This is a genomic window from Enterococcus sp. DA9, assembly GCF_008000875.1.
GTDB classification, from domain to species: domain Bacteria; phylum Bacillota; class Bacilli; order Lactobacillales; family Enterococcaceae; genus Enterococcus_B; species Enterococcus_B lactis.
The window spans coordinates 1,553,416-1,579,312 of record NZ_CP042839.1 but is presented as its reverse complement, the minus strand read 5'-3'; the positions used below and the strand labels follow the sequence as shown (position 1 = coordinate 1,579,312).

Genomic DNA, 25,897 nt, shown 5'->3' with positions numbered 1-25,897 from the left:
TCTTTTTCTACCAACTTAAGAATACCCAAGTTGTTTTTTAAAGTAAAGAGAAAAAAGCCGCCCCATTTACTCCACCTAGCTGATAAAAAAAGAAAGCTGGAACGAAATCGTCCAACTTTCTGATTATATTTATCTTGTGACACTAGAATTTCAAGAAACGTCTCATAGAGATAATCGAGCCGAGTGAACCAATGATCACACCAATACCGACCATCAAAAGATTGATTTTCCAAACGATATTTTCTGGATGGATCAATGAATAATGAGATCGTAATAATGACGGATTGATCAATTGGTAAAACCATGCGTAACCAAATGTAATGATCAGTATCGGAAGAATGGCACCGATTAAGCCGATCCAACCACCTTCAAGGAAAAATGGCCAGCGGATATATCCATTTTTTGCTCCTACTAAACGCATGATTTGAATTTCACGCTGTCTAGATAAAATCGTGATCCGAATCGTGTTAGAAATGAGAAACATTGCTACAAACAACAGCAATGCCGCCGCAACTAATCCCCATGTTCGAACTGCACCAGCAATTTGGAAAATCCGATCTGAGGAAGCCCCACCGTAATCAGAACGAGAAACATTCTTCAAATCTGCCGCTTTTTCTGCTACTTGTTTTGTATAAGAAGGATCGGTAGCACTTACTACGTATACATCATATAACGGGTTATTATCCCCTTCAAACAATTTCCAAGAATCGCCCATTTCGTTTTGGATTTTCTTCAATTCCTGTTCTTTGCTTGAAAATTCGACTTTTTTGACATGATCTAAGTCATTTAATTCTTTTTCTAGTTTTTTCATCTCTTCGTCTTTTGTACCAATGTCTACGAACACAGATACATCCACGTTTCCTTCTATATCTTGTGCTAGTTTGGTTGCGTTCATGATGACCGCCATGAACACACCAACTAAAGTCAACGTGATCGTTACCGCACTGACCGAAGCTACTGTCATCCAGCCGTTACGTTTCAAACTCTTGATACTTTCTAATAAATGGCGGAAAAAGGTTCTAATCATCGTATCCATATTCCCCTTCCGCTTGGTCTCGAATAATGCGGCCGTTTTCGATAGCAATTACTCGGTGTCGAATCGTATTTACGATCGTACTGTTATGTGTAGCCATCACGACAGTTGTTCCTTGTGCATTGATCCGATCTAATAGTTTCATGATTTCCCATGAGTTTTCCGGATCTAGATTCCCTGTCGGTTCATCCGCGATAAGTACTTTAGGTGTATTTACGATTGCTCGGGCAATAGAAACACGTTGTTGTTCCCCACCAGATAATTCGCTAGGAAAGACTCGGACTTTGTGTTTCAAACCAACAAGATCCAGCACTTCCATTACTCGTTTTTTGATATCCCGAGGTTTTCTGCCGATAACTTGCATGGCGTACGCAACATTTTCATATACTGTTTTTCTTGGTAATAATTTATAGTCTTGGAACACCACGCCGATTTCTCTGCGTAGATAAGGAACTTCGCGGTTTTTGATGGCTATTAGATCATGACCTGCGACGTTCAAAGTTCCTTTTGAAGCTTTTTCTTCTCGATACATCAATTTGATGAATGTAGATTTACCAGCTCCAGACGGACCAACAACATACACAAACTCTCCTTGTTCGATGACAATCGAGAGATTGCGGATAGCAGTGGTACCGTTTGAGTACTTCTTCATTACATCCTTCATTTCAATCATGGCGTTCTCTCCATATCTTTTTCAGTCTTTAGCTATTATAGCATGGCAATGTTTCAACTTGCTTGCAAAATCTTACAATTTTATTTCAATTTAACAAATGGCTCTTATTGCAGATGCATTTTCAAATAGCCGTCAATAAATAAATCAAGATCTCCGTCCATAACAGCTTGGACATTTCCTGTCTCTACGTTTGTCCGATGGTCTTTTACCATAGAATATGGATGGAAAACATAAGAACGGATCTGTGATCCCCAGCCGATTTCTTTTTGTTCTCCTCTCAGTGCAGCTGCTTCTTGTTCTTTCTTTTCCACTTCTAATTGGTAAAGCTTAGCTTTCAGCATCCCCATCGCTTGTTCCCGGTTTTTCAATTGTGAACGTTGTGCCTGACTCGCTACTACTGTTCCTGTAGGCAAGTGAGTGATTCGTACAGCGGATTCTGTCTTATTGATGTGCTGACCACCTGCACCACTTGCCCGATATGTGTCGATCTTCAAATCATCTGGATTGATTTCTATATCGATCGTTTCATCAAGCTCTGGCATCACATCTACCGAACAAAAAGAAGTATGACGACGTTTTGCTGAGTCAAAAGGCGAGATACGTACAAGGCGATGAACACCTTTTTCTGATTTCAGATAGCCAAATGCGTTGTGTCCTTTGATCAGTAGGGTCACACTCTTGATTCCTGCTTCATCGCCTGCTTGATAATCTAGTGTCTCTACTTGATACCCATGCTGCTCTGCCCAGCGTGTATACATGCGTAAAAGCATGCTGCCCCAGTCTTGGGACTCCGTTCCGCCAGCCCCTGGATGCAATTCGACGATGGCGTTGTTTCGATCATAAGGACCATCTAACAACATAGATAATTCATACGTCTTCATTTTTTCATCTAGCGCATTGATACGTGTTTCTGCTTCTTCTTGCATTGCTGCATCAGGTTCTTCCTGCAACATCTCCACCATCAATTCGATTTCTTCCAGTTCTTCAGCAAGAGAATGGAATTGATCATAAGTTTCTTTATTTGCATTGTTTTCACTGATCACTTTTTGAGCAGCTTCGCTATCATCCCAAAAACCAGGTTCAGCCATTTTTGCTTCTGCTTCCGCAATGTCTTCTTCCAGCTGGTCTAAGTCAAAGAGACCTCCTGAAGCTTGTGACCTTTTCCTGCATTTCTGTCAGGAGATTTCGAATTTCGGATATTTCCATGTTTTTTTCCTTCTTTCACTATACTTTTTTTATTATATCTAGTCTAACAGAATCGTCAAATAACAGAAAGAAGGTGAGACAAATTCTTTAAAAAAGAATTTGTCTCACCAATCCTGCTGTCAGAAATTAGTTTGCATCTTTTCCGTGACAGTTCTTATATTTTTTCCCGCTTCCACAAGGACAAGGATCATTTCTACCAACCTTGTTCACATGGATTGGTTGTTTTTTCGCGCTAGTATTACTGTTTTCTTTGGCATCTCCATCTTCTGAGTGAGAAGCTGTTCCTTGAGAAACTTGCTCACGTTGTACGTTTTGACGGATCTCAGCTTTCATGAAGATACGAGTGACTTCATATTCAATGGCACCTACCATATCTTCGAACATCTTATAACCTTCTGTTTGGTATTCGACTAATGGATTGTTTTGACCATAGGCACGCAAGCCGATTGACTGACGTAATTGGTCCATTGCATCAATATGATCTGTCCATTTAGAGTCCACGACACGTAAGATCACGACTTTTTCAAATTCAAGCAGTTGCTCTGGTCCGTTCAATTGAGCTGCTTTGGTATTGAATACTTCTTGTGCTCGTTCGTTTAGATATTCTTTGATTTCTTGAGAGGTTTTTCCTTCGATATCTGTAAGGGAAATACTGTCTTCATGGACAAGCGTGCTGCCAGCAAAATCGACGATACTTTCCAAATTCCAATTTTCTTTTTCTAATTGCGTATGCGCATCTACCACACGACTGATTGTCCGTTTGACCATATTCATCAGTGGTTTAGATAAGCTTTTTTCTTCCATGATCACTTCTTGACGCTGTTTATAGATTACTTCACGTTGCTCACGCATCACGTCATCGTATTGCAAGACGTTCTTACGTGTGTCGTAGTTGTTTCCTTCTACGCGTTTTTGTGCAGCTTCTACTTGTTTCGTCAGCATCTTGCTTTGGATCACAGCATCTTCGTCACCGATCTTCATTCGATCTAAGAAAGCTTTGATTCGTTCTGAACCGAATCGTTTCATCAAATCATCTTCTAAAGACAAGTAGAATTGTGACATACCAGGGTCTCCTTGACGTCCTGCACGTCCTCGAAGCTGGTTATCGATACGACGAGATTCATGTCGTTCTGTCCCGATAACTGCTAGGCCACCAAGTTCTCTTACGCCAAGCCCTAGCTTGATATCTGTTCCCCGACCAGCCATGTTGGTAGCAATCGTCACTGCACCTTTTTGACCCGCATTCATGATGATTTCTGCTTCTTTAAAGTGATTTTTCGCATTCAGTACTTCATGAGGAATACGTTCTTGATTCAGCATATCTGATAATAACTCAGATGTTTCAACTGCAACAGTTCCGACTAAGACAGGCTGTCCTTTGCGGTAGCGATCTTTGATATCTTGTACGACAGCATGGAACTTGCTTTGTAATGTTGGGTAAAGCAAATCTGGTCGATCGTCACGGATGACCGGACGGTTTGTCGGAATCTGGTATACTTGAATATTATAAATCTCTCTGAACTCTTCTTCTTCTGTCTTAGCTGTACCAGTCATCCCCGCAAGTTTCTTGTACATACGGAAATAGTTCTGGAAAGTGATCGTCGCCATCGTTTTCGTTTCGTCTTCGATCTCTACGCCTTCTTTAGCTTCGATCGCTTGATGAAGACCATCTGAATAACGGCGTCCATCCATGATCCGACCCGTAAATTGGTCAACAATCAATACTTTTCCATCTTGAACAACATAATCGATGTCTAAAAGCATGATGTAGTTGGCTCTCAATGCTTGATCCAAGTGATGGGTCAATGCAGTATTTTCAATGTCATATAAGTTGTCCAAACCGAATGTTTCTTCAGCTTTTTCGATCCCTGCTTCAGTTAAACTGATTGTTTTTGATTGTATATCGATTTTATAATCTTCTTCTTCTTTCAAACGTTTCACGAAGTTGTCTGCTCTTGTATATAAAGCTGTTGATTTTTCTGCTTGCCCTGAAATGATCAGCGGCGTTCTCGCTTCATCAATCAAGATCGAGTCAACTTCATCGACAATGGCATAATTCAGCGGACGTTGTACCATTTGATGACGGTAAACGACCATGTTGTCTCTCAAATAGTCAAATCCTAATTCATTATTCGTGCTATAAGTGATATCGCAATTATAAGCCTCGCGTTTTTCATCCGAAGATTTTGAGTTGATATTCAACCCAACTGTCAATCCTAAGAAATTATAAAGCTCGCCCATTTCCGTCGAGTCACGGGTTGCTAAATATTCATTGACGGTAACTACGTGGACCCCTTCGCCAGTCAACGCATTCAGATACACCGGCATCGTTGCAGTCAAGGTTTTACCTTCACCAGTACGCATTTCAGGGATATTCCCATCGTGAAGCACGATCCCACCCATTAATTGTACGTGGTATGGATATAACCCCAATACACGTTTTGCTGCTTCCCGAACGACTGCAAAAGCTTCCGGAAGTAATTGATCTAATGTTTCTCCTTTTTGGTATCTGCTCTTGAATTCAGCAGTTTTTGCTTGTAATTGTTCATCAGTTAATGCTGCCATTTGGTCAGCGTATGATTCAACTTTTTTTGCAATGCTATCTAAACGTTTTAGTTCTTTCTTATCATTTTCGATAAGTGAACGAATCAAATTGGCCATGCGTTGTGTAATCTCCTTTTCCTTCTGTGTATTATCCAGACTATGTAGACTCTACTTTTTATTTTATCATTAGTTATAGATAATTGAAATATCTTAATCGTATTAAAGTAAGAACTTCATAATTTATTCATATTTTAACTAAAAAAGAGACGAACTCAAAAAAACTTGCGGCAGCTATTGACAGCTGCTGCAAGTTTTTGATGTTATTTAAGTATGGATGATCAGTCTGTTTCGATCAATCCGTATTTTCCATCTTTTCGGCGGTAAACGATACTTGTACCATTTGTTTCTGCATCTTCAAAAATAAAGAAGTTATGTCCCAGCATGTTCATTTGTAAGACTGCTTCTTCACTGTCCATTGGTTTCAATGAAAGGCGTTTTGTACGTACGATATCTAATTCAGAATCGTTTTCGTTTTCTTCCTCTCCATTGAATAAAACAGCAGCATCTGCAGTATTCATGCCCGTTTCACGGGATTTACGATTGATTTTTGTTTTGAATTTGCGGATTTGGCGTTCCAATTTGTCAACAACCAAATCGATACTTGCGTATAGATCTGGAGAAGTTTCTTCGGCACGTAATACAAGATAAGGTAATGGGATCGTTACTTCCACTTTTGCTGTTTTTTCTGTATAAACTTTTAAGTTCACATGCGCCGTAGCATCGGGTGCGTCACTGAAATAGCGTTCTAGTTTGCCTACTTTTTTCTCAACGTAGTCGCGAATCGCTTCAGTTACTTCGATATTTTCGCCGCGTACATTATATCTAAACATAAAAATTACCCCTTTCGTCTACCACAATCAAGAAGGAGAAGGACCACTCTTTCCCTCTTCTTAATTCTATTATATCGAACTCTAAGTTATTTGCAAATTAAATCGCTATCAAATTTCCACATCTGATTCATCTTGCCAAAGAAATGGTTCGGATGATTTTTGGCTGTGCGGTCTGCAAGCAATCTGCTGCATGAAAAAGTGTCTGACCTGTTGTATAGACATCGTCAATAATCAATATTTTTTATGTTGTATCTTAGAAAGAGGTACAGCAAGCTCAAAAGGCTGAGGCATCTCCAATCTTTCCTTTCGCGTGTTTTTTGCTTGAGCAAGCAGATGTTGCTCTCTTTTGAGCAGCATCTGAAAAGGAATTTTTGCTGCTTTCAACATCTCGCTTACTTGATTGAATCCTCTTTCTAGCCACCTTTTTTCAGATAAAGGTATTGGACAATAAATATATGCCGGGTAATCTTTTTTTATCTGAGTCCATTTATATGCAAAAGTCCCTGCTAATCGGATGTCTCCCATAAACTTGTACCGATTGATCCAAGCCTGCATTTTTTCATCGTACGTAAAAAAGGCGCGGTGTTGAAAATCATATGCAGGATATTTCTTCTTCCATTCTTGACAGTCGTTGCAGAAAACGAAACTAGTCTTTGCTTTCTTTTTCGTCTCCTCGTATGTCAAATGGATTGGTTTTTGACAACCTGCACAACCTTTTGCTTCCAATAAATGGAATTGTGTGCGGCAAACTGAACAGGTCTGAGGAAGTCTATATTTCGACACACCGATGATCTCGCTGAATGTTAAATTTTGGATGATGTCTTTACTGCAGCAACTACATCTCACAGCATCTTCTTCCCTTCTTCGTTCATTTCTTTGATTTCCTGACAGGCTTTTCGAATAGCTGAAGTTTTTTCTTCATAGAAAAAATAGACTCGACTGTTCGTATAAGGACCTTTACGATCGGCTCTTCCTGCGATTTGCACCAAAGAGGATTTAGTAAAAACTGGATGATCTGCTCCTAAAACGATGACAGAGATTCTTTCAAATGTGACTCCTCGTTCTAGGATCATCGTGGTTAACAGTATCTCGTATGTTGCTTCTCGCATTTTCTGAACTTTCTTTGCCCGTTGATCGTCTTGTGAAGAAACATCTGTTATCTCATATTCTGGAAAAGCTTCTTGCAGTGTGACTTTTAAACGATGCATCATCGTAATACTTGGACAAAATAAAAGGATATGGTTTTCTTTGATTAGTTGCTGAATGATCCGCACCAAAGAGTTGATTTTCTTTTTGTTCCCACATTTTTGTCGCCAATTATTCATGAAAACAAGTACGGGTTCAGGAAGCAAGCGCCGATGAAAGCGCAAGGCAAGTTTGTGGATCTCAAATGTCTGCTTGATTTCCTTTAGTAACTTTTCATCAGGCGTGGCGCTTAAGTAGATGAATCGACCGTCTGATTTGATTGCTGTTTGCACAGCGTGAGCTAGCCCAGCATCCCCGCTATAAGGAAAAGCATCAATCTCATCAATGACTAATAAGTCAAAGGATCGATAAAAACGATATAGTTGATGAATCGTACAGATAACAAAAGAACTAAAGGTATAAGCTGTTGTTGTATTCCCATGGAGTAACATGATTGTTTCTTCTGGAAAAACAGGACGATAACGTAAAAACAATTCATTACAAACGTCGATTCGCGGTGTACAAATGGCTACTCTTCCTCCAGCTTTTAACGTTTTCACTAAAATCGGATAAAGCATTTCTGTTTTTCCTGCACCTGTTACTGCCCAAATAAGATGGTGTCTTTTTTCTGAATGATAAAGTATCCTATCTGCGATTTCCGTTTGTTTTTCAGTAAGCTGTCCTGTCCAAGAAAAGACGACTTCTCGAGATTCTGCTTTTGGCTGATCAAATAAATATAACTCTTGTTGACTGTCGCATCGCCCTAAAGACAGGCAATGTATGCAAAAATAGCCATAGTCTGCAAGCTGTCCCTCAAAGAAAGGCGTTTTCACTCCACAACGATGACAAAGAATCCTGTTACCTAAACGTTCTACAGCTGCGATCTTCTTATAATTTGGTAAGTTTCCCTCCTCACAATCCATTGCTTCAATCTCTCTCGTAAGAAGCCTTCTGCCCCAAAAATGATTCATATCATTCGCCCTAAAAAAATATACGAAAAAACAAGCAATCTTTTTTTTGATTGCTTGTTTGATAGTTCTATATAATCTATTTATTCACCAATCAATGTAATTGCTTGGTCTAATACTTTTTCGCCATTCATCATTCCATAATCAGCCATATTGATGACGTCTAAAGGAATGCCTTTTGGTTCCAGACGTTTTTCAAAATCAGCTTTCATAAAGCGAACTTGAGGTCCTAATAACAGTACATCTACATCTTTATTTGCAAGATTATTATCTGCATCAGAAGCTGACACAGCGAAAATATCAGAATCGATTCCTTTTGCTTCCGCAGCTTTTTGCATTTTTGTTACTAGCAAACTTGTGCTCATACCAGCCGAACATACAAGCATGATTGTTTTTTTAGCCATACTTTTCTCTCCTTTTTAAAACAGACTACGCAAACGTTTTCTTAGCGTTTGTTACTCTATTATATAAAAAGAAAGAAATTTGTCAACGTTTTCTAAACACGGTTTATTTAATCAAATAGCCAGCTAGATTTCACTAATTTATTGAATACGACATATTCTTTATCCAAATTGATGACCACTACTTCATAGCCTGCATTTAACCAGCCGTAGGCACCCTTTTCTGGATGTCTATAGTCATTTGCCCACCAATCTGTGATTTCCCTGGCTGTTTTGGGAAGTCCGTTACTGGGAAACAACAGTTCATCAAATTGAGTAAAGGTTAATGTTACTTGGGAGCCGCCGTTGTTCTTCAAATAATGCATAATTGCATCATACTTTTTCATTCGTTCCTTCATCCCCGGATCCACCTGCCTTTGTCTTTATTATCGCATACTACAGTAATTGCGCAACCGTTATAGTGTTGAAACAACCTAGAACTTTCTTTATACTGAATAAAGCAACCGAAAAAAAAGAGGTGACAAGATGATCGAACGTTATCGTACAATCAAAGAAAATGGACAAAGTGAGATTGAAATCAAGAAATCACGCTTTATCTGTTCTCTTAAACGAATAGAATCAGAAGAAGAAGCGAAAAACTTCATCCAAGAAATCAAAAAAGAACATTGGAAAGCAAACCATAACTGCAGCGCCTTCGTCATTGGCGAAAAAAATGAGATCCAACGTAGCAGCGATGATGGCGAACCAAGTGGAACGGCGGGCGTACCGATGTTGGAAGTCCTCAAAAAAAATCAACTGATCAATGTAGCTGCAGTAGTCACTCGATATTTTGGAGGAACGAAACTCGGCACGGGCGGATTGATACGTGCATACACTCATGCGGTCTCTCAAGCATTGTCCGACATTGGAATCGTAGAAGGTACCTTGCAACAGGAGATCTCCGTAGTGATCACGTATCCGCAACTAGGAAAATTACAAAATTATCTTGAACTACAGCATTTTTTCATAAAAGAAATCCAATACACTGATCAAGTCATCGTCATCTGTGCAGTGGATGAAAAAAATGCTGACAGCTTTAAAGAATCCATCATTGAGCTGCTGAACGGACAAGTCCAATTTGAAGAAGGTCCTGTTTCTTATCACGAGCAACTGATAACTGATCATAGATAAAAACAGGTGATTCTGATTCTCTTTTTTTCGAATAAGGAATCAGGGATCACCTGTTTTTTATTTTTCCAAATAAAACTCAAAACGATTTCCTACATATTGCGTACGCACATACTCAAATGGCGTACCATCATCAAAATAGGAAATCTGACGCAAACGAAGAACTGCATCTCCTCGTTTCACCTCTAAATAGTCTGCGATTTTCTCAGAAGCCAATACAGCAGTAATCGTTTGATTCGCTGGACCGATTTTTTTCCCGCCTTTTTCTTCTAATGTGCGATACAGCGATTCAGTAATCTCTGCTTTGCTGTAGCCATCGATCAGCTTTTGCGGAACACTGGCTACTTCAAAACAAATAGGGACATCATCTGCAAAACGAATACGCTCCATTCGCAAGATCGTGTCATCTTTACTCAAGTTTAGTTTTTCCATTTCACTTGAGCTTGGCGAAGTCAAAAAGTAAGAGATTGTTCGACTAGAAGGTACTCTATTTTGCGATTCCATGATTTCTGTAAAACTTGTCGCGCCAGACATCTTTTCTTGTACTTTTTCTCGCGCAACATATGTACCCGAACCGATCTTTCTTTCTAAGATTCCTTCATCTGCCAAGTTTTGAATTGCTTGTCTCAACGTCATACGGCTGACATTGAATTTCACTGCTAATTCTCTTTCTGAAGGAAGACGGTCTCCGACTTTCCATATACCTTGTTCGATTTCATTTTTTAATTGGTCATGAATCTGTATATATACAGGTAATTGATTCGACATAACGTACACCCGTCCTTTCGTTTCTTCTATTATAACTGGTATATACCTGATTCACAACTGAAAAAGATAAAGGATTCTATCCATAAACAGATGATGTAGGTACAAATCCTTCTTCCCATTCCTATTAATAGAATTCATTTTCTAGATATGTCCTATTGAGAAAATAACAAAAGACCCTATAATCGCTGAAAATGCCGATTTATGGATCTTTTGTTATTATTAGCGGTTTTTAGCCATCCATTTTTTGGTATGATTCGTTGGGCGTTTTGATTTTACATGGACTGCTTTTTCACCTTTTTTAAGAATGTTCACTTCGATATCGTATTTTTCTGATTTGACCAAGTCATATAACTTTTCAGCTGCTTCGTCTACTTTTTCTTTCCACTTCATTTTGACCCCTCCAATTTTTTTTGTTAACTTAACTCTATCTTAATTTGACAGAATCTTCAAGGAACAAGGTAGCAAAGCAAAAAAAGAGCTCTCGAACTTACGAGAGCCTACGGTTGTGCTATACTGGGGTAGCTGGATTCGAACCAACGCATGAGGGAGTCAAAGTCCCTTGCCTTACCGCTTGGCTATACCCCAATGAATGGAGGAGAGTGGATTCGAACCACTGAACCCTAAGGAACGGATTTACAGTCCGTCGCGTTTAGCCACTTCGCTACTCCTCCGAAAGGTTTGTATCAACCTGACTTAGTTATAATACCTAATTTTCCAGATTTTTGCAACCCTTTATTGAAAGTTTTTTTGATATTTTTTTATTCGTGCAGATTCCAGTGACGAATCACTGTTTCTATCGCGTTTTCAAGACTTTTTTCTTTTCCAAAATCTTCTTCACCAAAGAAAATTTCATATTCTTTTGGTCCATAGGCTAAAATTTCACCAATCATTTTTTTTCCTATAAATAACTGAGTGACTTCATAATTCTTACCTTTGATATCTTTTTTTACTTCTTCGATACGTACTTCAATATCTTTATTTTTTTTTGACATCATTTTCACCTCTCAGACATTTTATCATATTGCAGCCAATAAAACATTCCTTAGGCAAAAATCTCTTGTCCATTTCATCTTCTTTTATGCAAGAAGTGACTTCTCTAAAGCTTTTAATTCTCCCCTTGACCTATAGCGATATAGTTGGCCGCTGCGCCTACAAGGTTAGCATCGTTTCTGTATTCACACAATAGGATCTGTGGCTCGAAATCATGCAGGTCGAATTGATCTGTCAACTTCTTCATTCTACTTTGGATCTCATCGATGAGCCCATCCTTTGCAGAAACGCCACCGCCTAATACGATAACTTCCGGATCGAATGAAAATTGGATACTGAATAAACCTTTTGCAAGGTACGTATAAAAACTCTCAACTTCTTCTTTTGCTATTTCATCCCCAGTTTCTGCTAATTCAAAGACGTCTTTTCCGGTATAAGTATTCTTATCGACTCCTTTGCGTTCACAATACCGCCAAGCCATCTGTACGGCTGTACCAAGTTTACTAAATGTCTGATCGCCCTCTAAGAACATCAAACCGAACTCTCCACCATAAAGATGTGCACCTTTATTGATTTGGCCTTTCGTGAACATCGCCCCACCAATCCCAGTTCCTACCACGACAAAAGCAACATCTTGATAATCACGAGCAGCTCCTTCATAAAACTCAGCCATTCCGGCACAGTTGGCGTCATTTTCAATCGTTACCGGAAGTTGAAACAAAGTTTCCAAATCTCTAAAAATATTAAAGCCATGAATATAAGGGATCGCACTGATTCCCTCAATTACCTGTTTCTCATTATTCACTACTCCAGGTGAGCTGATCCCAATTCCTTCAATCTCAAAAGAAAGACACATGTCTTTATAGACTTGTAATAATTGCGCTTTCATTTCTTCCCAAGATTCGGGCGTTGCAAATTGGCCCTTGCCTTTGACATCTTTACTATCCCAACAACCATATTTGACAGCCGACCCGCCAAAATCAAAAACTAATATCCCCATAAACATATTCTCCTTTTTGCTTGCTAAAGCTATTGTAATGTATATGTTTAGTATTTGAAAGCATTTTCTCGGATCACAAGTCTATTCGTTAAAGCTGGTTTTGTGTAAGTGAATTGCTAAAATCACTTGATCTCGCAATTGTTCTCCGTTCTCAAAAATCGGTTTAGAATAATGATGGATAAAATAGTCTTTGACTCGACCAATCTCCACATAGCCCATTTTTTGATAGAGATGTAACGCAGCACTGCTAGTACTGCCGGTTCGTATGATGATCTGAGTTTGACTGGAAGCGAGCTGTGAAAGCTCCTGAAAAGCTGTCTCAAGGAGTTTCCCACCAATCCCTTTTCCTTGATGCGAAGGTTCTACAGCTACGTTAACGATTTCGAATTCTTTTTCCCTTACTATATAGATCAGTATACCTATTGTTTTTTCTTTTTCTTTCCATATCCAGCCGTTCCCCTTTGAAACATATACCTGAACTTTTTCTTTATCAGGATCTGCATCTAATAACAAGGACCATGGTAAATCTATCTTATTGAGTTCTTCGATCATTTTTGACCTCCATATATGTAGTCATGAAGTCGTTGCTTTGATAGTCACTCTCTCTTTTCTTTATTGCCCAGTACTACCCGTATTTTTCACAACCTTTTTTGACGGTGTTCAAAATCCAGCACTTCGGCAATAACTCACAATTTTGCAAAATATGGGAAGCTATTTTCCAAATTATTTCTTTATTGCTCAGTGCTACCCGTATTTTTCACAACCTTTTTTGACGGTGTTCAAAATCCAGCACTTCGGCAATAACTCACAATTTTGCAAAATATGGGAAGCTATTTTCCAAATTATTTCTTTATTGCTCAGTGCTACCCGTATTTTTCACAACCTTTTCATAATCTGGTTCTTTTTTATCTTTCTTATTTCTCGTTAATTGAAAGGTCAAAGGTACATAGTCAATACCGCCTTTGACAAAGGGATGACAGCGTAAGATCCGAGCCGTTCCCATTACCGTCCCTTTTAGCGCACCATGAGTTTGAATTGCTTTTATCATATAATTAGAACAGGTTGGATAATAGCGGCAACTAGGAGGAAATGCAGGCGAAATAAAGCGCTGATATCCTCTAACTAAATAAATCAATATCTTCTTCATCAACTAGATTCCTTCTTTTCTTTTACTAAAAAAAGGGATCGCGACTAAAGTCAACGTTCCCTTCTGTTTTCTTTTATCCTATGCTGCTTCATAGCTCATTTCCTATCGACTAGAACCACCGTAATTAATTATCAATGAAAAAAGTCTCGAATATGAATCCACAAGCTTGGTTGAAATACTTTAAATGGATTGCCACCACCGATGACGCCATATCCAATCATCGTTCCGGCTACAAAAAGAAGGATAAGTAATAAGATCACCACTAAAATCTTTATCAGAGTTAATAAGATATATCGTTGGTTACTCATTCAGCCACTTCCTTATGCAATCGTTTGTGCTGTTTTTTCAGCAGGAGTTTGATCCATGTCTACACGTTCAACATCTGCACCTAATTTTTGTAGTTTGATATGGAAGTTATAATAGCCACGATCTAGATAATTCAAGTTACGGACACGTGTGATTCCATTTGCTTTCAAGCCAGCTAAAACTAATGCTGCTGCTGCACGCAAGTCTGTTGCATACACTTCCGCACCTTGCAATTCATGGTTTCCATCCATGATTGCTACATTTCCATCGATTTTGACGTGGGCGTTCATACGGCGCATTTCTTCTAAATGTTGGAACCGATTTTCAAAAACTGTTTCAGTTACTACGCTTGTACCTTCTGCCACTAATTGGATGGCTGTCATTTGAGCTTGCATATCTGTAGGGAAACCAGGATGAGGCATCGTTTTTACATCTGTAGGTAAGATATGTTTTGGTCCGATGACACGGATTCCGCCTTCTTCTTCAATGATTTCTGCACCCATTTCGATCAATTTAGAAATCAATGGGCGGTTATGTTCAGAGATAGCATCAGCAATCAGTACATTGCCTTCTGTCATTGCAGCAGCGACCATAAAGGTACCAGCTTCGATACGATCTTGTACGATTGAATGGTTGACTGCATGTAAATGATCAACGCCTTCGATACGCATTGTTTCAGTACCCGCTCCATAGACATGAGCACCCATTTTATTTAAAATATTTGCTAAATCAACGATTTCTGGTTCGCGAGCTACGTTTTCAATGATGGTTGTTCCTTTTGCTTTTACGGCAGCCATCATGATATTTTGAGTAGCACCTACACTAGGAAAATCTAAATAAATCGTGTTACCGATCAATTCATCTGCAATTGCTTCAATATAGCCGTTTTTTTGAATAATTTTTGCTCCTAAAGCTTGAAATCCTTTTAAATGTAAATCGATTGGGCGTTTACCAATCGCACATCCACCAGGCATAGCCACTTTTGCATGTCCATTTCTAGCAAGTAGCGGTCCCATCACAACGATTGAAGCACGCATTTGACTAACATATTCATAAGGCGCTTCGATCTCTAATTGTCTTGAAGCGTCGATTGTTACTTGATTCTTTTGTTCATCAAAATCTACATCTACATTTAAGTGACGAATCACTTGATTCATAGTGAAGACATCAGAAAGAATCGGAACGTTGTCTAATGTCGTAATACCTTCTTCTGCTAACAAACTGGCAGCTAAAATAGGCAATACAGCATTTTTAGCTCCTTCAATTCTTACTGTTCCATTTAATTGATTGCCACCTCTTACGATGATCTCTTCCATGTTGTTGTTCCCTCCAAAAAATTCCAATGAGCATACACTTACTCAAAATCTTTTCTATTATAACACCCTTGCTTTTAAAATAGTACCTTTTTTTAAAATTTACAGGCTAACGAAAAGATTTCGGCATAAAGCGATAACTTCTAAGAAAAAATTACTTGCAGTGTACCCTAAAAAGATTGAAAAAAGTACGATTGCCATTCTAATTTGCGTATTATGCATTGGTCTAAAAAAAGTCTCAATGCGTAACGAACGTAAAGACCAGAAGGCTAAGTAGATAAACGCCAAATGACTCACGATTCGAAGTATCGCATCAATTCCGTATACTTGCATAATGACGTCCTTTCTAACAGTTGTTTTTATAATAACTAATAAAATGATAATACCATAAAATGTATAAAAGGAAAAACAAGTATACTTAAAAATAGAGGAATACCCTTACATTTTTAGGAAATAAGGGAAAAAATATGCAAAAAAAGAGACTGAGACAAAAGTCTTGTCTCAGTCCTTTATTCTAAATAAACGGTGTTCTCCTGCCAACTCCTCGGTCACAAGCCACAATATTCATCAAACATGAGAACCTGTTTTTTTTAATTTGTTCCTTGTGACCTCGGAGCTGAATGGCAGGCTCACGACCTCTGATACACGGATAAACATCCGCTTCTCATTTTATGAGTGCTTAGATACTTTAATACGATTGATTGCTCGATGCAACGCAACAGTTGCCCGCTTCAATTCGTTCGTATCTTGTTTTGCTTTTGCTTCTTCGATCTGGCGTTCTGCACGTTGTTTTGCACGTTCCGCACGAGATACATCGATATCCCGTTCACGTTCCGCACTATCAGCAACGATTGAAACAACATTATCACGCACTTCCATGATTCCGCCATTCACAGCAATCCAATCGACATGGGTATCTGAATCTGTCCGTTTTACACGAACTTCATCAATCGTCAAAGGAACGATGATCGGTGCATGTTTAGGCAAAATCCCAAGCTCACCAGCTGTCGTACGTGCGACGACGATAGCTGCATGGTGATCATAGACCAAACCGGCAGGAGTTACCACATTTACTGTTAAATATTGATCCATGGGGCACCCCTTTCTAGTAGCCTAGTGTTTTCGCTTTTTCTACGACGTCTTCGATTCGGCCAACACTTCGGAAAGCTTCTTCAGGAAGATCATCGTATTTGCCTTCCAAGATTTCGCGGAATCCTTTCACTGTTTCTTCTACAGGAACATAAGAACCTGGAAGACCAGTAAATTGTTCAGCCACGTTAAAGTTTTGTGACAAGAAGAATTGGACTCTGCGGGCACGAGAAACTAACACTTTTTCCTGATCGGATAATTCATCCATACCTAAGATAGCAATAATATCTTGTAATTCGCGATATCGTTGCAATACGTGTTGGACTTCTGTTGCTACTTTATAGTGTTCTTCTCCCACGATTTCAGGTGCTAAAGCACTTGAAGAAGAAGCCAATGGATCTACCGCTGGATAAATCCCTTGTTCTGTTAATTTACGTTCCAAGTTGGTTGTCGCATCCAAATGGGCGAATGCTGTTGCCGGCGCCGGGTCAGTGTAGTCATCGGCTGGCACATAGATGGCTTGGATCGATGTAATCGAACCTTTTTTCGTAGATGTGATACGTTCTTGCAATTGACCCATTTCTGTTGCCAATGTTGGTTGATAACCAACCGCAGAAGGCATCCGTCCTAACAAGGCTGATACTTCAGATCCAGCTTGAGTGAAACGGAAAATATTGTCGATGAACAACAGTACATCTTGGCCTTCTACATCACGGAAATATTCCGCAATCGTCAAACCAGTTAACGCAACACGCATACGTGCACCTGGTGGTTCGTTCATTTGACCGAACACCATGGCTGTCTTTTCGATAACTCCTGAATCTTTCATTTCATAATACAAGTCATTACCTTCACGAGTACGTTCACCAACACCGGTAAATACAGAAATACCACCGTGTTCTTGGGCGATATTATGGATTAGTTCTTGGATCAGTACGGTTTTACCAACACCGGCACCACCAAATAGTCCAACTTTCCCACCTTTTAAATATGGGGCAAGCAAGTCGATAACTTTGATCCCTGTTTCCAAAATTTCTGTACTTGTACTTAATTCGTCAAAGGCTGGTGCTTTTTTATGAATTTCGCTTCTTTCCGCATCTTCTGGGAAAGGTGTTTCTAAATCGATCGTATCTCCTAGTACGTTGAATACGCGACCTAATGTTTCTTTACCTACAGGAACAGAGATTGCTTTGCCTGTATCAATGACTTCCATTCCTCTTTGTAAACCATCTGTTGATTCCATTGCAATGGTTCGGATCACTCCGTCCCCTAATTCTAATGCTGCTTCAAGAACAACTTTTGATTTATTTTCGTCATTTTTATAAACAACTAATGCGTTGTTGATATCTGGTAAGGATTGGTCTAAAGAAAATTCCACGTCGACAACGGGACCGATTACTTGAACAATCTTGCCTGAACTCATCTTTTTTCCTCCAATCTCAATACTATTCTAGTGCCGAAGCTCCGGCAACAATTTCGGTAATTTCTTGGGTAATAGCCCCTTGTCTTGCACGGTTGTAAGAAACCGTCAGCTCATCAATGATATTAGCAGCATTATCAGTTGCTGTTTTCATTGCTGTCATACCAGCAGCATGTTCTGCTGTTTTGGCGTCAACGATCGCACCGTAGATCAAACTTTCAGCATACTGAGGCAATAACTGAGACAAGATTTCTTCTTTTGAAGGTTCAAAAATATATTCTTGTTCGAAAGTCGTTGCTTCTTCTGGATCTAAGTCTGAGATTGGCAGCATTTTTTCTACACGAAACTGACTAGTTAGCGAATTGATATGATGGTTATAACATACGTATAATTCATCGAATACTTCGTTTTGGTACATAGTTGTTGCCATATTTACGATTTTGCGGACTTCATCAAAGCTTGGCTGATCAGATAAATTGCGCAGCTCATATGCTAGGTTGATACCGCGTGCTTTAAAGAAGTCTGCACCAGTTCCGCCAATTGCGATCATCACGTAATCATCGGGTGATTGGTGGTCTTCTTCTAAAATAGACATCGTTTGTTTCAATATCGAACTGTTATATCCACCGACCAGACCGCCATCTGCAGTGATGACGATATAACCGGTTTTCTTCACAGGACGGCTGAGCAGCATGCTGTTGTAATTGATATCCCCTCTAGGATTTTCTGAGGCAATATCATTTAACTGAGTAGCAGTCAAATGCGTAACGATTTCCCTTACTTTTGTTGCATAAACCTGAAACTTCTGTGAAGAAGCTTCAGATTTTGTCAACTTAGAAGCAGACACCATCTGCATTGCCCGCGTGATTTGGCTCGTTTTTTTCGTTGAAGCGATACGTGTCTTGATTTCATTTAATGAAGCACCCATTCATCTCACCTCACTATGCATTTTGAATGGATTTCAATTTATCTTCTGTAGAGGAATTATTTCCTTTTGTAGCTAAGAACATGTCTTTATATTCCTGAATCGCACTGTTCAACGTTTCTTCTTCTGGAAGATCTTTTGTTGTACGGATTGTTTCAAAAATATCTGAATGATTGGTATCCAGATATTCGAATAATTCATGTTCGAAGTCTAAAATACTGTCTACAGGGATACTGTCCAAGAATCCATGCGTCAAGGCATACAAAATCACTACTTGTTTTTCAACAGCTAGCGGTGCATGCAGTTTTTGTTTCAAGATTTCTACTGTACGGCGTCCACGATTTAGTTTTGCTTGTGTTGCCGCATCCAAATCAGAACCGAATTGTGTAAATGCTTCTAATTCACGATAACTTGCTAAGTCTAGACGTAAAGTCCCAGCAACTTTTTTCATTGCTTTGATTTGCGCAGAACCCCCTACACGAGAGACAGATAGTCCGGCATCAACCGCTGGACGAGTACCTGCGTAGAACAAGTCGCTTTCTAAGAAGATTTGTCCGTCAGTGATTGAAATAACGTTTGTTGGGATATAAGCAGAGATATCTCCAGCTTGCGTTTCAACAAATGGTAAAGCAGTCATTGAACCGCCGCCTAAATCATCACTTAATTTTGCTGCACGTTCTAATAAACGTGAGTGCAAGTAGAAAACATCCCCAGGATAAGCTTCACGACCTGGTGGACGGCGAAGTAGCAAGGAAAGTTCACGATAAGCAACAGCTTGTTTTGAAAGATCATCAAAAATGATCAATACATGTTTACCATTGTACATGAATTCTTCACCCATTGCAGTACCAGCATATGGTGCGATATAAAGCAATGGTGCTGGTTGAGACGCACCGGCATTCACAACGATTGTGTAATCCATTGCGCCATATTTTTTCAATGTTTCAACTTGTGTACGAACTGTAGAATCTTTTTGTCCGATTGCTACATAGATACAGATCATATCTTGGCCTTTTTGGTTGATGATCGTATCGATCGCAATAGAAGTTTTCCCTGTTTTACGGTCACCGATGACTAATTCACGTTGTCCGCGTCCGATTGGCACAAGGGCGTCGATCGCTTTTAGCCCTGTTTGCATTGGTTCGTTAACAGATTTACGTTGCATAACGCCTGGTGCCATCGCTTCTACTGGACGAGCTTTGTCAGTAACGATTTCACCTAGTCCGTCGATTGGTTGACCTAGCGGATTGACTACCCGACCAATCAAGGCCTCTCCAACTGGAACTTCCATGATTTTACCTGTTCGTTTTACTTTATCTCCTTCACGAATGGACTCGAAATCGCCAAGGATAATGATACCTACATCATTTGACTCTAAGTTTTGCGCCATTCCGTATGAGCCGTTTGAAAATTCAAGCAACTCACCACTCATCGCGTTTTCTAAACCATGTGCACGAGCGATCCCGTCACCTACATAAGTTACGGTACCGATTTCTTCGACTGAAAGCACGTTTTGATAATTTTCAATTTGTTCTTTAATCAAGGCACTAATTTCTTCTGCTTTGATGGCCATTCGATTCACCTACCTCTTTGTACTATCTATTTAATTGATTACGCATTTTTTCTAATTGCGTGCGAATGCTTCCGTCGATTACTCGATGGTTGGCTTCAACAATCGCGCCACCAATAATAGAAGAATCAACGATTTGTTTTAATTCAACTGATTGATAGTCCATTGTTTTTGCAACATTCTTTTCTAATTGTATTCGTTGTTCGTCTGAAAGTGGGACTGCTGTTGTGACACTTCCCAATAGTAACCCTTGATGTTCATCATATCGACGTTCATATTCTTCGATCATGAACAAAAGGTCATCCATTCGGTTATACTCATAAACAACTTCTAAAAAGTTTTTAACGATCCCATCATAACCGCTGACAAGCTTGTCCATGATTTCTCGTTTTTCATGAGGTTCTAGACGAACATCACTTAACATATTCCCTAATCCAGGTACTTGTTCATAGATTTGACGTAAACTTACGAGATCTTGATAGATTTCTTCTGCTTGATTTGAATCGATCGCCAGTTCAAATAAAGCTTTCCCGTAACGTCTTCCTACTGTATATTTATCTAGTTTCATTTGAAGAACCTAGACCTTCAATGTATTGATTGATTAATGATTCATGCATTTCTGGAGATAATTCTTTGTTCAAGATTTTTTCCGCGATTTGAAGAGAGAGTTCTGCAACGTCGTCTTTTACAGAGTTCAGCGCTGAATCACGTTCTACAGTGATATCAGCTTGGGCTTTGCTTTTTAGACGAGCTGCTTCTTCTTGAGCATCCTTCAAAATATTTTGGCGGCTTAATTCTCCACTTTCTTTCGCATTTTTGATGATATCAGCTGCATCAGAACGAGAGGCTAACAATTGTTGTTCGCGTTCTTGTTCCATTTTCGCTGAGTTGATGCGAGATTGTTCTGCAGAATCTAAATCATTGGCGATCTTGTCTTCACGTTTTTTCAAAATATCGCTGATTGGTCCCCAAGCAAAGTGCTTCAAGAGAGCCAGTAGTATCAAAAATGAGCCGCTGACAACGATGATGTTACCTAACATCGCATTGCCAACTTCTGCAATTGCCAATTGATTCAGCATAGGCGAGCCTTCCTTTCTTTGGAGTATTTCTAGTTTCCATGTAAAAAAGCAGTAACAAACGATGTTGTTTCTGCCTTAATACTGATTCAATTAAACGGCAAAAACTAGAATCAAGGCGATAACTACCCCTAAGATAGGAACAGCTTCAACTAGAGCTACCCCGATAAACATTGTTGTACGGAATTGACCAGACATTTCAGGTTGGCGAGCCATTGATTCGATTGTTTTAGAGATAACTTGACCGTTACCATAACCGGCTCCGATTGCTGCTCCCATGATTGCGATTGCTGCTGCGATATAATTCATAATTGTTTTCCTCCTAAAATAGATAAATAGTAGTTTGTTTTTTAACCGAGTATTATTCTTCTACTTCAATCTTATGGCTCATATAAACCATTGACAAAGTAACAAAGACAAATGCTTGGATGCTCCCAATAAACAAGGAGAACGCGATCCAGACCATCTCTAATGGAATTGCTAATGGTAATGAGAACCAGCCTAAGCTTGTCATCATTTTTGCAATCAAGGTTAGCAAAACTTCCCCCGCATAAATATTCCCATAAAGACGTAAAGCAAGTGTTAATAAGTTTGTAAATTCTTCAATCAGTTTCATCGGAAACATAAAACTATAGGGTTTCAAGAACGAATTTACGAAATATCCTTTGAAGCCTAACTTTTTCACCCCGAATAAGTGAGTAAGTAAGATCATTATAAATGCCAAAGTTAAAGTAACAAACGGGTCTGCTGTCGGGCTTTTCCAAAGTGTTGTTTCGTTAGGTAAGACGATTTTTGTTACTAAACCGATGTTGTTTGCAACAAAAACAAATAAAAACAATGTAAATGCCAACAAATGGAAATTGCTCAATTCTTTTCTAGGCAGATTATCTGTTACGATTCCTCGACTAAAATCAATGACCCATTCTATCGCATTTTGTTTGCCTGTTGGTTTCAACTTAAGATTTCTTGTAAAAAAGTAAGCTAAGAAGAAAACAATCAAACAGGTCAGTAACACCATTATACAAACTGTACCATCAAACCAAATTGGTCCAATGTGGAACGTTAGCGAGCGTTCATCCAATCCATTTCACCTCTTTTCCCCGAAATTCACATAAAATCAATTCATGTGCGTATCTGGTTTTTTCCAATCGGTTTCTAACCACACGGTATCATACCACCATGAAACAGAAAATTCAAAACATTTTCATGAAAATTAGACACTTTTTTATTTCAGTCAAAAACGAAGCGAATTTTTCCCCATGCACGGTGCTCCTGATCTAAGAAAAAACCTGTGATAATCATGTTTTATCAGATTAAATGCTAACAAATTTTATCATTAAGTAAAAGCAAAAGCACCGAATATGCGAAAAAGGATAATGAAATTATCTAGAGAAATTTTTTAATGTTCGATCAATTTGTCGATCGATATCTTTTCGTTTCAAATCTTCCCGTTTATCATACGATTTTTTCCCTTTTGCCAGACCAATCAATACCTTGGCATAGCCGTTACGAATATAGACTTTTAAAGGAACAACAGTGATTCCCGTGTTTTTCAATTCGTTTTCAAGACGAACGATTTGTTTCTTGTGCAATAATAGTTTTCTCGTGCGCAACGGATCATGATTAAAAATATTTCCTTGTTCATAAGGACTGATATGAACATTATGCAAGAAAGCTTCCCCGTTGCGGACACGAATAAATCCATCTTTCAGATTGATCCGGCTGTTTCGTATCGACTTGATCTCCGTTCCTTGCAAGACCATCCCTGCTTCCATCGTGTCGATGATCGAATAATCATGGCGAGCTTTCTTGTTTTGTGCAATTAATTTTCCCTCGCCTTTTGGCATAGCTGTTTCCTCCAACTCATTTTATTTTTTCTTTTTCTTCTTTTTGACACCTTTGTAAAATGGCTTTTTCCCTTTTTTCTTACCGAACGTTTGCTTACTATCACTATATCGTTTGTTCTTCTTGCCATTTTTTTCTGAGCGTTTGCCTGCTTGTTTTCCTTCTCGTTTTCCAGATTTTCCATTGCGTGATTTTGGACGTTCCAACGCAGTGACCTCTTCTGCGGAAACGAGTTCAAAATCCACTGCTCGTTCATCTGGATCAGCTTTGACTACTTTTACGCGCACTTTTTGTCCGATTTTAAAAGTCAGACCGGTTCTTTCACCTACAAGTGCTAAATGATTTTCAATAAAATGGAAGTAGTCTTGTTTCAATTCATTGATATGGATCAATCCTTCTACTGTATTCGGCAGTTCGATAAACAGTCCGAATTTCACAACAGAGCTGATGATCCCGTCGAATTCTTCTCCCACTTTGTCCATCATGAATTCTGCTTTCTTCATCGCATCTACTTCACGTTCTGTTTCTACTGCGCGACGCTCCATCTTAGAACTATGATCTGCAATTTCAGGAAGTTCCTCAGCCCATAAACTTTGAATGCTTTCACTTTTATCTTGGCTATAGGAACGGATCAGCCGATGGACGATCAGATCGGGATATCGCCGAATAGGAGATGTAAAATGTGTGTAGTAATCTGCTGCTAAGCCATAATGTCCAAAATTATCTTCTGAATAGCGTGCTTGTTGCATACTTCTTAGCAACATAGTATTGATAACTGCTGCTTCTGGTTTATCTTCTACTCCTTCGATCACATGCTGTAAATCTTTTGGTGTGATCGTTCCTTTCGTTCCTCGTACCAGAATGCCCAAAGCTGAAGCAAAATCAAAGAAGCGCTGCATTTTTTCTTCTTTTGGCTGTTCATGGATTCGATAAATAAACGGAAGATTTAATTTATTATAATGTTCAGCTACTGTTTCGTTGGCGGCAAGCATAAAGGATTCGATCAAGCGTTCACCTATCCCTCTGCTTCTTAGCTGGATGTCATTTGGATGTCCTTCAGCATCAACAAGGATCTTCGCTTCACGATCCTCAAAAGAAATCGCTCCACGTTTGATTCGCATCGTTTCAAGGATTCGATGCAATTCACCCATTTCTTGGAACATAGGCACGAGCTGAGCATAGCGTTGCATCGTTTCTTCATCTTGATCTTCTAAGATTTGATTGACAGCTGTGTAGGTCATCCGTTCTGTTGTTTGGATCACACTTGGAAAAATCTCATGTGAGACAACTTGTCCATTTGGATCGATCTCCATTTCACAACTCATGGTGAGTCGTGGAACATGGGGATTCAATGAACAGATACCATTGGATAAACGTTGTGGGATCATCGGAATCACTCGATCGGTCAAATAGACACTTGTTCCTCTTTCGTATGCTTCTCTGTCCAGTTGACTGCCTTGCGTCACATAGTAAGATACATCTGCAATGTGTACTCCAAGAAAATAATTACCATTTTCTAATTTTTTTACCGTTACTGCATCATCTAGATCTTTTGCATCTTCTCCATCAATTGTAACAATGAGCTGATTTCTTAAATCTCTGCGTCCAACAATATCCGTTTCGCTGATCTGGTCTGGAACTTCATCTGCCTCAGACAACACATCATCAGGAAATTTTGTAGGAATACCGTTAGCCACGACAATCGAGAGGATATCCATGCCAGGGTCATTCTTATGACCAATCACTTGCTTGATTATCCCTTCTAAACTAGTCGCATACCCTTTTTCAGGGTAATGGGTCAGTTCGATCAGTACAATACTTCCGTCAACTGGACGAACTCCCTCTGCCGCTGCATACACTTTGAATTGGTTAAGCTTTCTATCTTTCGGGATGACCACACCATAAAGATCCGTTTCCTGTATCTCTTCGTCTGAATAAGCAACAAATTCTCCGGCTAACTGAGTAGTCGCTCGGTCTCGAATCTCCACTACTTTTCCCTCTGCTCCGCGATCCATATCTGTATTTGCTCGCTTCATGATATCAATTGCTACGGTATCCCCATCCATTGCAAAGCCAGTCGCTTCTTTCGGGATATAGATATCATCTTCTTCGGGATCAATCGTTACAAATCCAAATCCTCGTTCATTTGCCCGAAATGTCCCTTCGACCAAGATTGGTTTTAAAGGAAGTTTCACTTTTCCTTTTTTATTGAAAACGATACTCTGTTCTCTTTCCATTTGAGCAATCGTTTGTACTAGTAATTTAAAATCATCGCTTTTTTGAAAGCCTAGACCTTCAGCGATTTCTTCCATAGAAAAACTACGTTTGCGACTGCTTTCCATGAAAAAGAGAATTTTCTCTTTTATTGTTTCTTTTGTCAT

General features: G+C 39.3%; 28 protein-coding genes, 2 tRNA genes and 1 pseudogene. 1 reads left to right on the top strand and 30 read right to left on the bottom strand.

What is annotated here, in order from left to right; all coding sequences use genetic code 11:
• Positions 1–142: 142 nt before the first annotated feature.
• From ftsX to FTX43_RS08465, 9 genes and pseudogenes are all read right to left on the bottom strand, one after another.
• Positions 143–1,027, bottom strand: coding sequence for a permease-like cell division protein FtsX (gene ftsX, locus FTX43_RS08505; protein ID WP_002292767.1), 885 nt, complete (start codon positions 1,025–1,027; stop codon positions 143–145).
• On the bottom strand, positions 1,020–1,706 hold the full coding sequence (gene ftsE, locus FTX43_RS08500) for a cell division ATP-binding protein FtsE (RefSeq protein ID WP_002292768.1): 687 nt from the start codon (positions 1,704–1,706) through the stop codon (positions 1,020–1,022). The genes ftsX and ftsE overlap by 8 nt, the downstream gene beginning before the upstream one ends.
• 104 nt (positions 1,707–1,810) lie before the next feature.
• Positions 1,811–2,912 (bottom strand): peptide chain release factor 2 gene (prfB, locus tag FTX43_RS08495; RefSeq protein ID WP_096948712.1). Its coding sequence is split into 2 segments (ribosomal slippage): positions 1,811–2,839 and positions 2,841–2,912, totalling 1,101 coding nucleotides; the frame shifts between segments, so codons are not numbered across the junction.
• Between the two features lie 126 nt (positions 2,913–3,038).
• Complete coding sequence (secA, locus tag FTX43_RS08490; protein ID WP_002308589.1) at positions 3,039–5,573, bottom strand: preprotein translocase subunit SecA; 2,535 nt, start codon at positions 5,571–5,573, stop codon at positions 3,039–3,041.
• A gap of 221 nt (positions 5,574–5,794) precedes the next feature.
• Positions 5,795–6,346 (bottom strand): ribosome hibernation-promoting factor, HPF/YfiA family, encoded by a 552-nt coding sequence (gene hpf / locus FTX43_RS08485; RefSeq protein ID WP_002292771.1) that lies wholly within the window; start codon positions 6,344–6,346, stop codon positions 5,795–5,797.
• A 127-nt stretch (positions 6,347–6,473) separates the two neighbouring features.
• Positions 6,474–7,192 (bottom strand): annotated as a pseudogene (locus tag FTX43_RS08480) (ComF family protein).
• Entirely contained in the window at positions 7,189–8,502 is a 1,314-nt protein-coding gene (locus tag FTX43_RS08475; protein WP_002313493.1) for a DEAD/DEAH box helicase family protein, read from the bottom strand. The pseudogene FTX43_RS08480 and the gene FTX43_RS08475 overlap by 4 nt, the downstream one beginning before the upstream one ends.
• Before the next feature lie 80 nt (positions 8,503–8,582).
• Complete coding sequence (locus FTX43_RS08470; RefSeq protein ID WP_002292778.1) at positions 8,583–8,903, bottom strand: PTS sugar transporter subunit IIB; 321 nt, start codon at positions 8,901–8,903, stop codon at positions 8,583–8,585.
• Positions 8,904–9,010: 107 nt separating this feature from the next.
• A complete protein-coding gene (locus tag FTX43_RS08465) occupies positions 9,011–9,298 on the bottom strand; it encodes a hypothetical protein (RefSeq protein ID WP_002313492.1) in 288 nt (95 codons plus the stop codon).
• 127 nt (positions 9,299–9,425) lie between these two features.
• Between FTX43_RS08465 and FTX43_RS08460 the strand changes: the two genes are divergently transcribed.
• Entirely contained in the window at positions 9,426–10,070 is a 645-nt protein-coding gene (locus tag FTX43_RS08460; protein ID WP_002308585.1) for a YigZ family protein, read from the top strand.
• 57 nt (positions 10,071–10,127) lie between these two features.
• On the opposite strand, the gene FTX43_RS08455 is transcribed toward FTX43_RS08460, so the two are convergent.
• The 21 genes from FTX43_RS08455 to rnr form a co-directional block, all read right to left on the bottom strand.
• Positions 10,128–10,835, bottom strand: a complete 708-nt coding sequence (locus FTX43_RS08455) for a GntR family transcriptional regulator (protein ID WP_002313489.1) — start codon at positions 10,833–10,835, stop codon at positions 10,128–10,130.
• A 219-nt stretch (positions 10,836–11,054) separates the two neighbouring features.
• On the bottom strand, positions 11,055–11,225 hold the full coding sequence (locus tag FTX43_RS14920) for a hypothetical protein (protein WP_187160000.1): 171 nt from the start codon (positions 11,223–11,225) through the stop codon (positions 11,055–11,057).
• Positions 11,226–11,348: 123 nt separating this feature from the next.
• Positions 11,349–11,420, bottom strand: a tRNA-Gln gene (locus tag FTX43_RS08450).
• Positions 11,421–11,425: 5 nt separating this feature from the next.
• A tRNA-Tyr gene (locus FTX43_RS08445) sits at positions 11,426–11,506 on the bottom strand.
• Between the two features lie 87 nt (positions 11,507–11,593).
• The gene (locus FTX43_RS08440; protein ID WP_002316425.1) at positions 11,594–11,830 is read right to left on the bottom strand and encodes a DUF2969 domain-containing protein; all 237 of its coding nucleotides are present in this window, start codon (positions 11,828–11,830) and stop codon (positions 11,594–11,596) included.
• 110 nt (positions 11,831–11,940) lie between these two features.
• Complete coding sequence (locus FTX43_RS08435) at positions 11,941–12,825, bottom strand: ROK family protein (RefSeq protein ID WP_002308583.1); 885 nt, start codon at positions 12,823–12,825, stop codon at positions 11,941–11,943.
• Positions 12,826–12,906: 81 nt separating this feature from the next.
• Positions 12,907–13,377 carry an N-acetyltransferase gene (locus FTX43_RS08430; protein ID WP_002308582.1) on the bottom strand — a complete coding sequence of 157 codons (471 nt, stop codon included), beginning with the start codon at positions 13,375–13,377 and terminating at the stop codon, positions 12,907–12,909.
• A 298-nt stretch (positions 13,378–13,675) separates the two neighbouring features.
• On the bottom strand, positions 13,676–13,972 hold the full coding sequence (gene yidD / locus FTX43_RS08425; protein WP_002308581.1) for a membrane protein insertion efficiency factor YidD: 297 nt from the start codon (positions 13,970–13,972) through the stop codon (positions 13,676–13,678).
• A 131-nt stretch (positions 13,973–14,103) separates the two neighbouring features.
• Positions 14,104–14,280 carry a DNA-directed RNA polymerase subunit beta gene (locus tag FTX43_RS08420; protein ID WP_002292789.1) on the bottom strand — a complete coding sequence of 59 codons (177 nt, stop codon included), beginning with the start codon at positions 14,278–14,280 and terminating at the stop codon, positions 14,104–14,106.
• A 12-nt stretch (positions 14,281–14,292) separates the two neighbouring features.
• Complete coding sequence (murA, locus tag FTX43_RS08415; RefSeq protein WP_002308580.1) at positions 14,293–15,594, bottom strand: UDP-N-acetylglucosamine 1-carboxyvinyltransferase; 1,302 nt, start codon at positions 15,592–15,594, stop codon at positions 14,293–14,295.
• 99 nt (positions 15,595–15,693) lie between these two features.
• Positions 15,694–15,924 (bottom strand): DUF1146 family protein, encoded by a 231-nt coding sequence (locus FTX43_RS08410; protein WP_002300479.1) that lies wholly within the window; start codon positions 15,922–15,924, stop codon positions 15,694–15,696.
• A gap of 336 nt (positions 15,925–16,260) precedes the next feature.
• Positions 16,261–16,683 (bottom strand): F0F1 ATP synthase subunit epsilon, encoded by a 423-nt coding sequence (locus FTX43_RS08405; RefSeq protein ID WP_002289005.1) that lies wholly within the window; start codon positions 16,681–16,683, stop codon positions 16,261–16,263.
• 13 nt (positions 16,684–16,696) lie between these two features.
• Positions 16,697–18,103 (bottom strand): F0F1 ATP synthase subunit beta, encoded by a 1,407-nt coding sequence (gene atpD, locus FTX43_RS08400; RefSeq protein ID WP_002289006.1) that lies wholly within the window; start codon positions 18,101–18,103, stop codon positions 16,697–16,699.
• Between the two features lie 22 nt (positions 18,104–18,125).
• A complete protein-coding gene (locus tag FTX43_RS08395) occupies positions 18,126–19,028 on the bottom strand; it encodes a F0F1 ATP synthase subunit gamma (protein WP_002292792.1) in 903 nt (300 codons plus the stop codon).
• A gap of 13 nt (positions 19,029–19,041) precedes the next feature.
• Positions 19,042–20,598 (bottom strand): F0F1 ATP synthase subunit alpha, encoded by a 1,557-nt coding sequence (atpA, locus tag FTX43_RS08390; protein ID WP_002292793.1) that lies wholly within the window; start codon positions 20,596–20,598, stop codon positions 19,042–19,044.
• Between the two features lie 22 nt (positions 20,599–20,620).
• Positions 20,621–21,163, bottom strand: a complete 543-nt coding sequence (locus FTX43_RS08385; protein ID WP_002292794.1) for a F0F1 ATP synthase subunit delta — start codon at positions 21,161–21,163, stop codon at positions 20,621–20,623.
• Positions 21,150–21,674, bottom strand: a complete 525-nt coding sequence (atpF, locus tag FTX43_RS08380) for a F0F1 ATP synthase subunit B (RefSeq protein WP_002292796.1) — start codon at positions 21,672–21,674, stop codon at positions 21,150–21,152. The genes FTX43_RS08385 and atpF overlap by 14 nt, the downstream gene beginning before the upstream one ends.
• 90 nt (positions 21,675–21,764) lie before the next feature.
• The gene (gene atpE / locus FTX43_RS08375; protein WP_002292797.1) at positions 21,765–21,980 is read right to left on the bottom strand and encodes an ATP synthase F0 subunit C; all 216 of its coding nucleotides are present in this window, start codon (positions 21,978–21,980) and stop codon (positions 21,765–21,767) included.
• 52 nt (positions 21,981–22,032) lie between these two features.
• Positions 22,033–22,752: a F0F1 ATP synthase subunit A gene (gene atpB, locus FTX43_RS08370; protein ID WP_002300474.1), complete on the bottom strand. Its 720-nt coding sequence runs from the start codon at positions 22,750–22,752 to the stop codon at positions 22,033–22,035.
• A gap of 301 nt (positions 22,753–23,053) precedes the next feature.
• Entirely contained in the window at positions 23,054–23,518 is a 465-nt protein-coding gene (gene smpB / locus FTX43_RS08365; RefSeq protein ID WP_002292799.1) for an SsrA-binding protein SmpB, read from the bottom strand.
• Between the two features lie 21 nt (positions 23,519–23,539).
• Positions 23,540–25,897, bottom strand: a complete 2,358-nt coding sequence (gene rnr, locus FTX43_RS08360) for a ribonuclease R (RefSeq protein ID WP_002308574.1) — start codon at positions 25,895–25,897, stop codon at positions 23,540–23,542.